Genomic DNA, 13,917 nt, shown 5'->3' with positions numbered 1-13,917 from the left:
TGGTGTCGTGCGGGGTGTGGGACACGATGACTCCTTGGTGAGGTGTGACATTTTATTAGAGAGCACGGGCCGGAGACAAGAGTCCCCGGCCCGCGTGTTCGCCGACCGACCGCCCAGCCTTTCGCGGCCGCCTACCCTTCCGCGGCCGCCTACCCTTCCGCGGCCGCCCGCTGCTCCGCCGCCAGCTGGGACAGCGGCACCGGACAGGCGAACGGGCGCCGGTCCGGCCCCGGCTCACCCGAGCCGGCCAGCCAGGCCACGGCCGGACCGCACATCCGGCCCTGGCACCAGCCCATCCCGGCCCGGGTGAGCAGCTTGACGGTCCGCGGATCGCCCGCGCCCAGCTCCTCCACCGCCTCCCGGATCCGCGCCACCGGCACCTCCTCGCACCGGCAGACGTCGGTGTCCGGACGCAGCCAGCCCGTCCAGCCGGGGCCGGGCCGGTGGGCCGCGGCCATCAGCTCCGCGAAGGCCCGCAGCCGCGCCCGGCGGCGCACCAGCGCGGGCCGCGGGGCCCGGTCGGCCACGGCGTGCGCGGCCAGCTCGCCCTCGGCGATCGCGAGGTCCGCGCCGCCGACGCCGTTGGTCTCGCCGGCCGACCAGAGGCCGGGGACGGTGGTCAGCATTCGGGCGTCCACCTGGAGCGCGACCGCGCCGTCCGGGCCGGTCCTGGTGGCCGCGCCAAGCTCGGTCGCCAGCTCGATCTGCGGCAGCAGGCCGTGGCCCACGGCGAGCGCGTCGCAGTCGATCCGCCGCTCGGTGCCGGGCACCGGCCGCCAGTCGGCGTCCAGCCGGGCCACCGTGACGGCGGTGACCCGGTCGGTGCCGTGCGCCTCGACGACGGCGCTGCGCAGGCGCAGCCGGACGCGGTGCCGCAGCAGCGCGCTGCCGTGCCCGGCGCCCTCGACGAGCTTGGCGGGGACGGCCGCCAGCACGCCCGGGCGCCGCGCGTAGCCCAGGTAGGCGGTGGCCTCGACCACGGCGGGCACCTCGGCCCCGGCGGTGACCAGCGAGGACGCAGCCGCGAGCAGCAGCGGCCCGCTGCCGGCCACCACGATCCGCCGACCGGGCAGCACCAGCCCGGCCTTGAGCATGGCCTGGGCGCCGCCCGCGGTGACCACCCCGGGCAGGGTCCAGCCGGGGAACGGCAGCTGCCGCTCGTACGCGCCAGTGGCGAGCAGCACGGCCGCGGCCGGCACGGTGGCCCGGTCGGCGGCCTCCGGCCCGAGGGTGACGTGCACCGCGTAGCCGTCGCCGGTGCGCTCCAGCGCCCACACCTGGTGGCCGCCGAGGAAGCCGACCCGCCCGGCCCGCTCGTGCGCGGCGAGCCGGTCGGCGAGGCCAGTGTAGGCGGACCAGCCGTGGTGCAGCCGGTCCGGCCGGGCCGCCCCGAGGCCGGGCGCCGGGTGGCGGTAGTACTGCCCGCCGGTCTGCCGGCCGGCGTCCAGCAGGGCGCAGCGCAGCCCGAGGTCGGCGGCGGTGACGGCGGCGGCGAGCCCGGCCGGGCCGGCGCCGATCACCGCGAGGTCATACCGGGGGACGTCAGATGGCGAGGTCGGCACGGCCGTGGCCCTCCTGGGTGGTGACGGTGGTGCCGGGCTCGGCGGGGAGCAGGCAGGTGCGCTGGTTGGGCCGCCCGTTGACGGTGGCGAGGCAGTCGAAGCAGGCGCCGATCCCGCAGAACACCCCGCGCGGCCGGCCGCCGACCCGGGTGGTGCGCCAGGCGAGCACGCCGTCGGCCCAGAGCGCGGCGGCGATCGACTGCCCGGGCAGCGCCGGAACGGGCCGGCCGTCGAAGTCGATGTGGTGGGCGGGACCGGGCTCGGCCCCGACCAGCTCGGCGGGGGTGCGGCGCATCGGTGGCTTCTCCAACTTCAGAAAGGGACGAACGGGAATCAGGCAGCCGGAAACCGGTCCGCACGGAACGGCACGAGGTCCAGCTCCGGCTGCTTGCCGGTCAGCTGCTCGGCGATCAGCAGCCCGGTGGCCGGGGCCAGCCCGATGCCGGCGCCCTCGTGCCCGCAGGCGTGGTACAGCCCGGGCACCCGGGGGTCGGCGCCGATGGCCGGCAGGTGGTCCGGAAGGTACGGGCGGAAGCCCCGGTAGACGCGCATGACGGTGACGTCCGCGAGCACCGGGAACAGCTCGGCGGCCTGGGCGGCCAGCCGGTGCAGCGCCTCCTGCGAGAGCGTCCGGTCGAAGCCGACGCGCTCCCGGCTGGCGCCGATCAGCACCGGGCCTCCGGGCGTCCCCTCGATCACGGCGGAGGTCTGCAGCCCGGCCGAGCCGCTGGCCACGTCGGCGACGTAGTCGGCCGCGTAGACCTTGTGCCGGATGATCCGCGGCAGCGGCTCGGTGACCAGCACGAACCCGCGCCGGGGCAGCACCGGCAGGTGCACCCCGGCCAGCCCGGCGAGCTCCCCGCCCCAGGTGCCGGCCGCGTTGACGACGGCGGGCGCGTCGAGCCGCCGCCGGTCGGTCTCGACGCCGAGCACGGCGCCGTCCGGCCGCCTGCGGACGGCCCGGACGGTCTCGCCGGTGATCAGCTTCGCGCCCAGCCGCCGGGCCTCGCGCAGCAGGTGGGCGGCGGCGAGGGCGGGCTGCACCTGGGCGTCCTGCGGGTAGTGGAAGCCGCCGGCCATCCGGGGCGAGAGGTGCGGCTCCAGCTCCTGCAGCCGCTCGGCCGGGATCTCCTCGGCCACGACCCCGACGGCGGCCTGCTGGGCGGCGAAGGCCCGCAGCGCCTCCTGCCCGGCCGGGGTGGAGGAGACGACCACGCCGCCCTTGGGCTCGTACTCCATGGCGGCGCCGAGGTCGTCGGCGAGCTCGCGCCAGAGCCGGAGGCTGAGCAGGGCGAGGTCGAGTTCGGGCCCCGGTTCCTTGTCGGAGACCAGCAGATTGCCCTCGCCGGCGCCGGTGGTGCCGCCGGCCACCGGCCCGCGGTCGACGACGGTGACGGCGAGCCCGGCGCGGGCGGCGTAGTAGGCGCAGGCGGCGCCGACGACTCCGGCGCCGACCACGACGACATCCAGGGGAGGCTCGGTCTTCAGCACGCCAGTAATATGTCACATGCCATCAACCCTGCCAAGACCGCCGCACCGAAACCCGACCCGGACCGAGCCGACCGGGCCAAGCCACGCGAACACCGGACCGAGCCACGCAAAAGCCCCGGCCCACCGTGCAGTACGGCGGACCGGGGCTCGCGAAGCGCTACCGGCTCAGGTGATGTCGTCCATGTGCTCCCGGCGCGCGGCCGCCACCGGAGCACTCGCCACCGGCGCGGACGAGGCCTCGACGGCCTCCGCCCCGGCCACCGGCTGCACCGAGAGGTCCAGGTGCGAGGCCTCCTCGTCGTCCAGCTCCGCGTCCGGGTTGCGACGGGCCTTGCGCCGGTCGTTGAGCAGCGCGACGGCCACGGCGGTGAAGTACAGCGCCCAGATCGGCGCGGCCAGCACCAGCATGCTGACCGGGTCGGCGCTCGGCGTGGCGAAGGCGGCGAACACGGTGATGCCCATGACCATCCCGCGCCACCAGCCGAGCAGCCGCTTGCCGGTCACCATGCCGACCATGTTGAGCATCACCAGCAGCAGCGGGAATTCGAAGGCCAGGCCGAAGACCAGCACCATCCGGGTGGCGATGTCGAAGTAGTCCTCGGGCGGCAGGATCGGCGTCGTGGTGTTCGGGGTGAACGAGATCAGCACCTCGACCGTGGTCGGCATCACCAGGAAGGCGCAGCCCACACCCGCCAGGAACAGCGGGGCACCGCAGATCATGAAGACGACCGTGTACTTGCGCTCGTGCTTGTGCAGACCGGGCGCCACGAAGGCCCACACCTGGTACAGCCAGATCGGGACGGCCGCGACCACGCCCGCGGTCAGCGCGACCTTCAGCATCCAGTTGAAGCCCGCGGTGAGGCCGATGTTGGACACCTGCGCGCATCGCCCGTGGTACTGACCCGCGTTCGCCTTGTCGCACTGCGGCAGCGGCTCCAGCAGGAAGTGCTCCAGCTGCTTGTGGTAGACCCCCGCGATGATCGTGAACACCACGATCGCCAGGACCGACTTGACCACGCGGTTGCGCAGTTCCCGCAGGTGGTCGGCGAGGGCCATCCGCCCCTCAGGATCCTTGGGCGCCTTCGACGCCTTGGAGAGCTTGCTCAACCCCGGTCCTCAACTCGTGCGTCGAGGCCCGCCGGTCGGCGGGCCTCAATGGTCGCGTGTGTCACGTGCGCCGCGCTCAGTGCGGCCGGTCGCCGTCGGCGGCGGGCTCGGCCACCGGCCGGGCCGTGGCGGCCGCCCCTGGGGCGGCCTGGATGGTCTTGGCCGCGCCGTGGTCGGATCCGACGGCCGGCGCGGGCGCGGGCGCGGCCCCGCCCTCGTCCTCGGTACCGTCCGAGCGCATGGCCTTCGCCTCGCTCTTCAGGATCCGCATCGACTGGCCGAGCGAGCGTGCCAGTTCGGGCAGCCGCTTGGCCCCGAAAAGCACGATGGCGACTACCACGACCACCATGATCGCGGTCCCCGAGATGCGCATGCTCGACCACCTTCAGTCATGGCGGCACCCGACGGGCCGCCCGCCGCGGATGGTAACCGCTGCGGATGACACCCTGACGACAACCGCCCGAACAGGACAGCGGCCCCCGGTTCGCAGTGACAGGAGCCATCTGAGAGCGTAACGCGCCCCTACACCGGCGGGGCAGCCCCCGTACGGCGGACGGCCGACCCGTCAGCGGCCGGGCACCGCCGCGGCCAGGTCCCCGGCGGCGTCGGCCAGCGCCCGCGCGGCCGCGTCCACGCCCTTGGCCAGCGCCCGCACGTCCAGCCAGAGCCGGATCGCGAGGACCCCGAGGACCAGCAGGCCCGCGGTGGCGAGGAGGACGGCGGCGACGAGCATCCAGGACATGCGCCCCAGCCTATACGGGCGCAGGTTACTCACTCGGGGCCGGTCCCGTGGCTCGGCCCACGACTGCAGGACCGCAGGACCGGCAGGCCTATCCCTCCGCCGGGACGAGCCGCATGGTGCGCACCCCGGCCCCGGTGAGCGCCGCGACGATCTTCTCCCCGGCCGGCTTGCGCACCGCCGCCCCGCACAGCGGGCAGCCGAAGCTGTAGTGCGCCTGCGCCGGCGTGCGTCCGAGGGTCAGGCGGAACTCCTCGGCCGGGAGCTCCACCTTCTCCCGGCACTCCGAGCAGTACACCTTGAATCTGGTACCGGGCTCCACGGCTCAGTCCCGCCCCTCCCCGTACGCCGCCAGCGCCTCCCGGGCCGCCGCGCGCGCCTGCTCGGCCAGCTCCGGCGGCGACACGATCCGGCCGTCCCGGCCCAGCCGCAGCGCCAGCGGGCGCAGCTGCGAGGGGTCGGCGCTGCGCAGGGTGATCCGCAGCCCGCCGTCCGGCAGCTCCTCGGCCCGGTCGTGCGTGTAGTACTCGGCCACCCAGCGCCCGCCGGAGGACACCTCGACGACCACCTCGGGGTCGTCCGCGGAGGGGTTGACCAGCCCACCGGACAGGTCGCGCGGCTCGCGCCGGGGCGGGTCGGCCGGAACGTCCAGCACCCGGATCTCGGCGACCCGGTCCAGCCGGAACATCCGGTGGTCCTCGGAGGTGCGGCACCAGGCCTCAAGGTAGGTGTGGCCCTCGGTGAGCAGCCGGATCGGGTCGACCTCGCGCTCGGTCATCCCGCCGCGCCCGTGCGAGTAGTAGCGCAGCCAGAGCCGGCGGCCCTCGCTGAGCGCGCGGTCGATGTCGGCGAACACGTGACTCTCGGCCTCGAAGGTCACGCCGACCCGGGCGCTGCCCTCGGCGCTCTCCCCCGCCGCGTTCTCGATCTTGGCGACGGCCCGGGTGAGCGCCTCCCGGTCCCCGGCCCGCAGACCGGGCAGCCCGGCCACCGCGCGGGCGGCGACCAGCAGCGCGGTGGCCTCGTCGGCGGCCAGCCGCAGCGGCTGGGCCACGTCGTCGACGTTGTGCCACCAGATCCGCTCGCCGTCGGTGTCGATGTCGAGCAGGTCGCCGCCGCGGAAGCTGGTGCCGCACATCGGCAGCACGTTGAGGTCCCCGATCAGCTCGCGCTCGGTGATCCCGAAGGCCCGGGCCACCTCGGCGACCTCGGCCCCGGGCCGCTCGCGCAGGTAGGTGACCAGCGACAGCATCCGCCGAGTCTGGTCAATAGCGTTGCTCATGCGTCCACCTCGCTGCGCTCGGCGGGCGCTTCGCAACATACGCACCTCTCGATGGTTCGCTCGCTCCGCTCGCTCACGCCCGCACTCCCTCGGTCACAACACCCAGCCCAGCGACCGCCCGCAGCCGGTCGATCACGTCGGCCCGCAGCTCCTCGGGCCCGAGCACCACCACGTCCGGCCCGAACTCGGCGAGGTCGGCGCCCAGCCCGTTGCCGTACGGGATCTCCAGCTCGTCCCAGGCCTCGTCCACCTGCGCACTGCTCAGCGCCTTGGTGCGCAGCGGGAATCCGGCCCCCCGGCGGACCCGGACGGTCGCGGTGGCGGTGGCCCCCTCGCCGGCGAACTTGGCGACGGTGGCCCGCACGTCCACGTGCTCGGGCACGGTGCCCAGGAACGCCCCGGACTTGGCCCGCACCTTGCCGGTGATCCGGCTGAGCCGGAACACCCGCGCGTCACCCCGGTCACGGTCCCACCCGGCCAGGTACCAGTGCCCGCGCCAGCACTCCAGCGCCCACGGCTCGACGCTGCGCTGCTCGACGGCGGCGGCGCCGGCCTTGCGGTAATCGAAGGTGACCGGGCGGCGGTCCCGGGCCGCGGTGAGCAGCGGCTCGAACGCGGCCTCCCGGGCGGGGATCCGTGGCTCCAGCGCGGTACGGCTCTCGGCCTCGGCGAACGGCACCCCGGCGGCCCGCAGCTTCTGCAGCGCGCCGCTGGCGGCGCCGGACATCTTGGCCTGCTGCCAGACCCGGGCGGCCAGCGTCAGGGCGGCCGCCTCCTCGGCGTCCAGCGCGATCTCGGGCAGCCGGTTGCGGTCGGCGCGGGCCAGGTAGCCGAGCTCGCCGTCCAGGGTGTTCTCGTCGACGTCGATCACCAGGCCGAGTTCGCGCAGGTCGTCCTTGTCCCGCTCGAACATCCGGTTGAAGGCGTCCTCGCTGCTGTTCTGCCAGGCCTCGCGGTACGCCTCGACGGATTCCCGCAGCTCCTTCTTGGAGAGCGGACGTCTGGTGTTCATCAGGCACAGGGCGAGATTCATCAGCCGCTCTGCCTTGGCGATCGCCATCGCTGACCCTTCCGGTGTGCCGCGCCGCGCGCGGGTGCGCCCGCCGGGCGATCGTCACCCGGCGGGACCGACCGTACCGGTAGCGGTACGCACTGCAAAAGCCGCGTCCCACGCCCCTGGTCCGGGACAGGCGGAGGGCCGCACCTCGCGCAGAGGTGCGGCCCTCGGAAATGCGGCCCGAGCGGGGCTCAGACGCCGAGCAGGTCGACCACGAAGATCAGGGTCGAGTGCGGCGGGATGAGCGGGGACGGCGACTGGGCGCCGTACGCCAGGTGCGACGGGATGGTCAGCTCGCGGCGGCCACCGACCTTCATGCCCGCAACGCCCTGGTCCCAGCCCTTGATGACCCGGCCGGCGCCCAGCGGGAACTGGAACTCGTTGGGGCTCCGGTTCCAGCTCGCGTCGAACTCCTCGCCGGTCTCGAAGGTCACGCCGACATAGCGCACCTTGACCATGTGGCCCGGCTTGGCCTCGGCGCCGTCACCAACGACGATGTCGCGGATCTGGAGCTCCGCCGGAGCATCGCCGGCCGGGAAGTCGATCTCAGGCTTCTCGTTGAGGTTCACAGTCCCTCTTCTCACGGTTTGCTGGTATTCATGACCAAGCGGCGGGCGCCCGCGCCCCGGTCCGTTCCCGGACCACGGTACGGGCGCCCGCCGCCCGTACGGGCCCGGCCACGCGGCCGGGCCCGAAGGTCACACGCACACCATTGTCACCCGAAAGTGGATCAGCCCTGACCGGCGTCCAGGATGTCGATCACGAACACCAGCGCGGAGTTCGGCGGGATGTCCGCGGACGGCGGCTTGTCTGCGTAGGCCAGCGCCGCCGGGATCACCAGCTCGACCCGGCTGCCGACGGTCTGCCCCGCCAGTCCCTGGTCCCAGCCCTGGATGACCTGGCCGCCGCCGACCGGGAAGCTGAACGCCTGGCCCTTGCCCAGCGAGGAGTCGAACACCTTGCCGTCCTTGAACAGCGCGCCGGTGTACTGGACGACGACCTTCTCGCCCTTCTCCACGGCCGGCCCGGTGCCCTTGATCAGGACGTGCGTCTTCAGCTCGGTCGGGTCGGCCGCACCGGCCACCGGGGTGATCTCTGCCGGCTTCTTGCCGTTGTCCTTGACCTGCGGGAAGTCCGCGGGCGGCGGGGTGACGGTGCCGCTCACCACAGCGTCGGGCGCGTTGGTGTTGCGGATGTCGATCACGAAGATCAGGTTGTCCTTGGGCCCGATCGACATGTCCGGCTTGCCCTGGGAGCCGAAGGCGGCGGCCGGCGGCGCCACCACGAGGACCCGGCTGCCGGCCTTCTTTCCGAGCACCGCCTGGTCCAGCGCCGGGATCAGCGCGTCCGAGCCGGCCTGGAAGATCTGCTGCTTCTGGTCCTTGTCGAAGGAGCTCGGGATGTCCTTGCCGGTGTTCCAGTTCTTGGCGGTGTAGTCCACCGAGGTCCAGGACTTCTTGTCGACCTTGGGGCCGCTGCCCTCGGACAGCACCTTGACCACGAAGGAGCCGTCGGGCGCATCGGACGGCACCTGGATGTCGGCCTTCTTGCCGAAGTCGCCGGTGACCGTCGGCAGCACCTTGGCGCTGTCCTTGATCGGCGGCACCGGGTCGGCGGTCGGCGTGGGCGCCGCGGTCTTGGCGGCGTCCGGCTTGGCGTCCGACGAGCCGTCCTTGTTCACCATGTAGAGCGTGATGGCGCTGCCGACCAGCAGGAACGCCAGCACGCTGCCGAGGATGACACCCAGCCTGCCCACCCCGGGCGGGTTCTCGTCGTACCCGGCCTCCGACGTGTCGCCCTTGCGCACGCTGGAGGCGAAGATCTGCGGCGCCTCGTCGGTCTTCGTGCCGCCCGCGGGGCGCGAGCCCTCGCCGGGCTTCGCCCAGCCGGCCTGCTGCTTCAGGATCGACGGCGGCACGACGATCGACTCACCGTCGCCCGGCAGCGGCCCGCCGGGACGCGAGGCGGCCGGGTCACCCGCAGGGCCGTCGTTCGCCGCGGTACCGGGCCCGCCGGGGTTCGGCGCTTTCTCAGTCATGACTCCCCATCCATCTCGCCCAAGGTCATTCAGTTCTGCCGCCGGCGTGGTGAGCGCCGGTTTGCCGTCGCACCGTCCGCCCTGGACCCGGGCGCCGGCGGCGCCTGCCACAGTGCGAGGGCAGTATGACAGCTCAGGATGAGGGCGGGCGCTTCCATGTGCGAGCGCCCGCCCAAGCGTACGGAATCCTCCGGGGGTCTTCCTAGACCGCTTCCTAGACCGCTTCCAGAATGTCGATCACGAACACCAGCGTCGAGTTCGGCGGCACCGAGCCCGCCGGCTGGTCCTTGTAACCGAGCGCGGGCGGCACCACGAGCTCGACCCGGCTGCCGACGGTCTGGCCGACCAGCCCCTTGTCCCAGCCCTCGATCACGCTCCCGGTGCCGATCTGCACCGCCTGCGCACCGCCGTGCGTCCAGGACGCGTCGAACTGCTGCCCGTTGCTCCAGAGCACCCCGGTGTACTGCACCACCAGCGTCTGCCCGGTCTTGACCTGCTTGCCCTCACCCTTGATCAGCACCGCCTGCTGGAGGTCGGTGGGGGCGGCCTGCCCGGCCGGGACCGTGATCGTCGCCGGGGCCTTGCCGTTGTCCTTGACCTGCGGCAGGTTCGCCGCCGGCTGCGTCATCGCGCCGGTCAGCGTGGCGTCCTGCGGCATGCTCTCCATGACGTCGAGCACGAACACCACGGTGTCGCCCCCGCCCACACCGAGCTGGCTGTTCCCCTTGTCGGCGAACGCCGCCGCCGGCGGCGCCACCACCAGCAGCCGGCTGCCGGCCTTCTTGCCGATCACGGTCTGGTCGAAGGCCGGCACCAGCTGCCCACTGCCCGCCTGGTACAGCTGCGGCTTCCCGCCCGCGTCGTACGAGCTGGGCAGGTCCTTGCCGGTGGTCCAGTCCTTCGCCGTGTAGTTGACCGTCACCCAGTCACCCTTGTTCACCGCCGCCCGGTCGCCCTCGCTGACGGTGTTCACGACGAACTGACCGCTGGGCGGGCCCTCGGGAATGGTGATGGTCGCCTTGCTGCCGAATCCGCCACCCGAAAGTGTGGGCATCGGCGAGGCCTCGTTGACCGGAGTGGGCACGGTCGGAGCGGCACTGGGCGCCGACGGGGTCGCCGGGCCGGCCGCCTTGGTGGAGCTGCTGCAGGCGACCGCCAGCAGCAGGGGCAGGGTGAGAAGCAAACCGGCGGTGCGGCGCACAGTGGTCCTAACTGTCGGTCGAAGTCGGCTCTCCTGACTCGACGACAGCGTATGCCTCACGCGTGTCCGGCCCCGGTTAGACACCACCGGGGCCGGACCGGTCCTTGATCACATCGCGGACCACATCGCGGATCACATTGCTGGTCACACCACCGATCACATCCCGGCGATCAGCTTCTCCACCCGCTCGTCCACCGAACGGAACGGGTCCTTGCACAGCACCGTGCGCTGCGCCTGGTCGTTCAGCTTCAGGTGCACCCAGTCCACCGTGAAGTCCCGGCGCTGCTCCTGCGCCCGGCGGATGAAGTCCCCGCGCAGCCGGGCCCGGGTGGTCTGCGGCGGGATCGACTTGGCCTCGAAGGTCTTCAGGTCGGTCGTCACCCGCTGCGCCTGCCCCTTGCCCTGGAGCAGGTAGAACAGGCCGCGCCGCCGGTGGATGTCGTGGTACGCGAGGTCGATCTGGGCCACCCGCGGGTTGGACATGCCCATCTGGTGCTTCTCGCGGTAGCGCTCGATGAGCTTGTACTTCATGATCCAGTCGATCTCGGTGGCCACCCCGTCCAGGTTCTCGGTCCGGACGGCCTCCAGGGTGCGGCCCCACAGGTCGAGCACCTGCGCGATGGTGCCGGTGTTGATGCCCTTGCGGTCGGCGAACTCCAGCGCCTTGGTGAAGTACTCCTCCTGGATGTCCAGCGCGCTGGCCTCCCGCCCGTTGGCGAGCCGCACCTGGTGCGTGCCGGTGAGGTCGTGGCTGACCTCGCGGATCGCCCGGATCGGGTTCTCCAGGGTCAGGTCGCGCATCACCACCCCGGCCTCGATCAGCCGCAGCACCAGGTCGGTGGCGCCGACCTTGAGCAGGGTCGTGGTCTCGGACATGTTGGAGTCGCCGACGATCACGTGCAGCCGGCGGTAGCGCTCGGCGTCCGCGTGCGGCTCGTCGCGGGTGTTGATGATCGGACGGGAGCGGGTGGTGGCGGAGCTGACGCCCTCCCAGATGTGCTCGGCCCGCTGGCTGACGCAGTACACCGCCCCGCGCGGGGTCTGCAGCACCTTGCCGGCCCCGCAGATCAGCTGGCGGGTCACCAGGAACGGGATCAGCACGTCGGCCAGCCGGGAGAACTCGCCGTGCCGGGCCACCAGGTAGTTCTCGTGGCAGCCGTAGGAGTTGCCGGCCGAGTCGGTGTTGTTCTTGAAGAGGTAGACGTCCCCCGCGATGCCCTCCTCGTGCAGCCGCCGCTCGGCGTCCACCAGGAGCCCTTCGAGGATGCGCTCACCGGCCTTGTCGTGCGTCACCAGCTCGACAACGTCGTCGCACTCGGGAGTGGCGTACTCGGGGTGGGAGCCGACGTCGAGGTAGAGGCGGGCGCCGTTGCGCAGGAACACGTTGCTGCTGCGGCCCCAGGAGACGACCCGGCGGAACAGGTACCGCGCCACCTCGTCCGGCGACAGCCGCCGCTGCCCGCGGAACGTGCAGGTGACCCCGTACTCGTTCTCCAGCCCGAAAATCCGGCGGTCCATGAGCACTCCATTCTGGTCGGAGCTGTCCGAAACCGCCTCCACAGCCGTTCCCGGCCGACCCGCCGGGGAAGCCGCAGGGGCACCGGAGCCCCGTGCGGCGGTCGCGCCGCCGCACGGGACTCCGCAGGCACTACTCGTCCGACGGCGGGGTGGCCGCCGGCTTCTCCTCGTCGTCCGCCGCCGCGGACTGGTCGCCGTCGAGCAGCCGGCCGAGCTGGCCGCCCAGGATGCGCTTGAACTTGCGCTGCTGGAACCGCCGTCGGTCGAGCACGGCGACCTCCAGGTGCTCCGGGGTCAGGCTGCGCGGGCTGCCGCCGTTGGGGTCGCGGGCGAGCGAGTCGACGGCGACCCGGATCGCCTCGCTCAGGGTCATCCCGCCGCGGTGGCGCTGGCCCAGGTAGTTGCCGATGGAGTCGGCGTTGCCGCCGACCACCACGTAGTTCTTCTCGTCGACGATCGAACCGTCCGGGGTGAGGCGGTAGATCTGGTCCTCTTCGGTCGTCCGGCCGACCTCGGCCACGATCAGCTCGACCTCGTACGGCTTCTCGCCGACCGAGGAGAAGATCGTGCCGAGGGTCTGGGCATAGACGTTGGCCAGACCCCGGGCGGTGACGTCGGCCCGGTCGTAGGAGTAGCCGCGCAGGTCGGCGTAGCGGACGCCGCCGATGCGCAGGTTCTCGAACTCGTTGTAGCGGCCGACCGCCGCGAAGGCGATCTTGTCGTAGATCTCGGAGACCTTGTGGAGCGCCCTGGAGGTGTTCTCCGCGACGAAGACGATGCCGTCGACGTAGGTGAGCACGACCACACTGCGGCCTCGCGCGATGCCCTTGCGGGCGTACTCCGCGCGGTCCGCCATGGCCTGCTGGGGCGAGACGTAGAACGGTGTCGACACCGGCGGTCGTCCCTTTCCTGTGAGGTGACGGCTAGAGCAGCGGGGCCTGCGGGCCGTTGGGGTGGGCGAGGCGCTGGTCGGTGATGGAGATGGCGATCCGCGAGACCTCCGGCTCGGTGAGCCGGCGGAAGCCGTCCTCGGTGATCAGCGAGACGATCGGGAAGATCTTGCGGGCGAGGTCGGGACCACCGGTGGCGGAGTCGTCGTCGGCCGCGTCGTAGAGCGCCTGGACGACCAGGGTGCTGGCCTGCTCGGCCGTCAGGTCGTCCCGGTAGAGCTTCTTCATCGAGCCGCGGGCGAACACCGAGCCGGAGCCGGTGGCCGCGAAGCCGCGCTCCTCCGAGCGCCCGCCGGTGACGTCGTAGCTGAAGATCCGGCCGCGGCCGAGGTCCAGGTCGTAGCCGGCGAACATCGGCACCACCGCGAGGCCCTGCATCGCCATGCCGAGGTTGCCCCGGATCATGCTGGTGAGCCGGTTGGCCTTGCCCTCCAGGGAGAGCGTGGCACCCTCGATCTTCTCGTAGTGCTCCAGCTCCAGCTGGAACAGCCGGACCATCTCGACCGCGAGGCCGGCGGTGCCGGCGATGCCGACCGCGCTGTACTCGTCGGCCGGGAAGACCTTCTCGATGTCGCGCTGGGCGATCACGTTGCCCATGGTCGCCCGCCGGTCACCGGCGATGACCACACCGCCGTCGAACACCGCGGCGACGATCGTCGTCCCGTGCGGGGCCTCGACGACCGCGCCCTCGGGCAGCCCGCGGCGGCCGGGGACCAACTCCGGCTTGTGCTCGGCGAGGAAGTCGAGGAACGAGGAGGACCCCGGGGTCAGGAAGGCAGCCGGTAGACGCCCGGTGCCACGAGTGTTGGCTTCCACACGATTCCTTCCAGGTAGCTTGAAGCGCGCGCTGCCCGCACCCTACCCGCCCGACGATCATCGTCCACGCGTGGAGGGGCCGGAGCCGGGCGGGCGGACGGCCGGAGCCGACCGGCCGCCCCCGACGGTCACGACCGTGAATTCCGGAATTCCCGA

Annotated in this window: 15 protein-coding genes; all 15 read right to left on the bottom strand. The window is 72.6% G+C overall.

What is annotated here, in order from left to right:
• Positions 1 to 149 precede the first annotated feature (149 nt).
• The 15 genes from KV557_RS28320 to prcB all read right to left on the bottom strand — a co-directional run bounded on the left by KV557_RS28320 (position 150) and on the right by prcB (position 13,761).
• On the bottom strand, positions 150 to 1,562 hold the full coding sequence (locus KV557_RS28320; RefSeq protein ID WP_218204354.1) for an FAD/NAD(P)-dependent oxidoreductase: 1,413 nt from the start codon (positions 1,560 to 1,562) through the stop codon (positions 150 to 152).
• Complete coding sequence (locus KV557_RS28315) at positions 1,543 to 1,857, bottom strand: (2Fe-2S)-binding protein (protein ID WP_218204353.1); 315 nt, start codon at positions 1,855 to 1,857, stop codon at positions 1,543 to 1,545. The genes KV557_RS28320 and KV557_RS28315 overlap by 20 nt, the downstream gene beginning before the upstream one ends.
• Before the next feature lie 38 nt (positions 1,858 to 1,895).
• Entirely contained in the window at positions 1,896 to 3,050 is a 1,155-nt protein-coding gene (locus KV557_RS28310; protein ID WP_256178074.1) for an NAD(P)/FAD-dependent oxidoreductase, read from the bottom strand.
• A 168-nt stretch (positions 3,051 to 3,218) separates the two neighbouring features.
• Positions 3,219 to 4,109 carry a twin-arginine translocase subunit TatC gene (gene tatC / locus KV557_RS28305; RefSeq protein ID WP_218204379.1) on the bottom strand — a complete coding sequence of 297 codons (891 nt, stop codon included), beginning with the start codon at positions 4,107 to 4,109 and terminating at the stop codon, positions 3,219 to 3,221.
• Positions 4,110 to 4,236: 127 nt separating this feature from the next.
• Positions 4,237 to 4,533 carry a Sec-independent protein translocase subunit TatA gene (gene tatA, locus KV557_RS28300; RefSeq protein WP_218204351.1) on the bottom strand — a complete coding sequence of 99 codons (297 nt, stop codon included), beginning with the start codon at positions 4,531 to 4,533 and terminating at the stop codon, positions 4,237 to 4,239.
• Between the two features lie 192 nt (positions 4,534 to 4,725).
• Positions 4,726 to 4,902 carry a hypothetical protein gene (locus KV557_RS28295; RefSeq protein ID WP_218204350.1) on the bottom strand — a complete coding sequence of 59 codons (177 nt, stop codon included), beginning with the start codon at positions 4,900 to 4,902 and terminating at the stop codon, positions 4,726 to 4,728.
• 88 nt (positions 4,903 to 4,990) lie between these two features.
• Complete coding sequence (locus KV557_RS28290; RefSeq protein ID WP_218204349.1) at positions 4,991 to 5,221, bottom strand: hypothetical protein; 231 nt, start codon at positions 5,219 to 5,221, stop codon at positions 4,991 to 4,993.
• Between the two features lie 3 nt (positions 5,222 to 5,224).
• A complete protein-coding gene (locus KV557_RS28285) occupies positions 5,225 to 6,181 on the bottom strand; it encodes a helix-turn-helix transcriptional regulator (protein ID WP_218204348.1) in 957 nt (318 codons plus the stop codon).
• A gap of 73 nt (positions 6,182 to 6,254) precedes the next feature.
• On the bottom strand, positions 6,255 to 7,241 hold the full coding sequence (locus KV557_RS28280; protein ID WP_218204347.1) for a helix-turn-helix transcriptional regulator: 987 nt from the start codon (positions 7,239 to 7,241) through the stop codon (positions 6,255 to 6,257).
• 188 nt (positions 7,242 to 7,429) lie between these two features.
• Positions 7,430 to 7,807, bottom strand: a complete 378-nt coding sequence (locus tag KV557_RS28275; protein ID WP_218204346.1) for an FKBP-type peptidyl-prolyl cis-trans isomerase — start codon at positions 7,805 to 7,807, stop codon at positions 7,430 to 7,432.
• Between the two features lie 161 nt (positions 7,808 to 7,968).
• Entirely contained in the window at positions 7,969 to 9,276 is a 1,308-nt protein-coding gene (locus KV557_RS28270) for an FKBP-type peptidyl-prolyl cis-trans isomerase (RefSeq protein WP_218204345.1), read from the bottom strand.
• Between the two features lie 214 nt (positions 9,277 to 9,490).
• Entirely contained in the window at positions 9,491 to 10,477 is a 987-nt protein-coding gene (locus tag KV557_RS28265) for an FKBP-type peptidyl-prolyl cis-trans isomerase (RefSeq protein WP_218204344.1), read from the bottom strand.
• A 156-nt stretch (positions 10,478 to 10,633) separates the two neighbouring features.
• Positions 10,634 to 11,995: a Pup--protein ligase gene (pafA, locus tag KV557_RS28260; RefSeq protein WP_218204343.1), complete on the bottom strand. Its 1,362-nt coding sequence runs from the start codon at positions 11,993 to 11,995 to the stop codon at positions 10,634 to 10,636.
• A gap of 130 nt (positions 11,996 to 12,125) precedes the next feature.
• Positions 12,126 to 12,887 carry a proteasome subunit alpha gene (prcA, locus tag KV557_RS28255; RefSeq protein WP_218204342.1) on the bottom strand — a complete coding sequence of 254 codons (762 nt, stop codon included), beginning with the start codon at positions 12,885 to 12,887 and terminating at the stop codon, positions 12,126 to 12,128.
• 31 nt (positions 12,888 to 12,918) lie between these two features.
• A complete protein-coding gene (gene prcB / locus KV557_RS28250; protein ID WP_218204341.1) occupies positions 12,919 to 13,761 on the bottom strand; it encodes a proteasome subunit beta in 843 nt (280 codons plus the stop codon).
• Positions 13,762 to 13,917 lie beyond the last annotated feature (156 nt).

It is taken from the genome of Kitasatospora aureofaciens (genome assembly GCF_019192735.1).
Taxonomy (GTDB): domain Bacteria; phylum Actinomycetota; class Actinomycetes; order Streptomycetales; family Streptomycetaceae; genus Kitasatospora; species Kitasatospora aureofaciens_A.
This window is presented reverse-complemented; position numbering and strand designations above follow the sequence as displayed.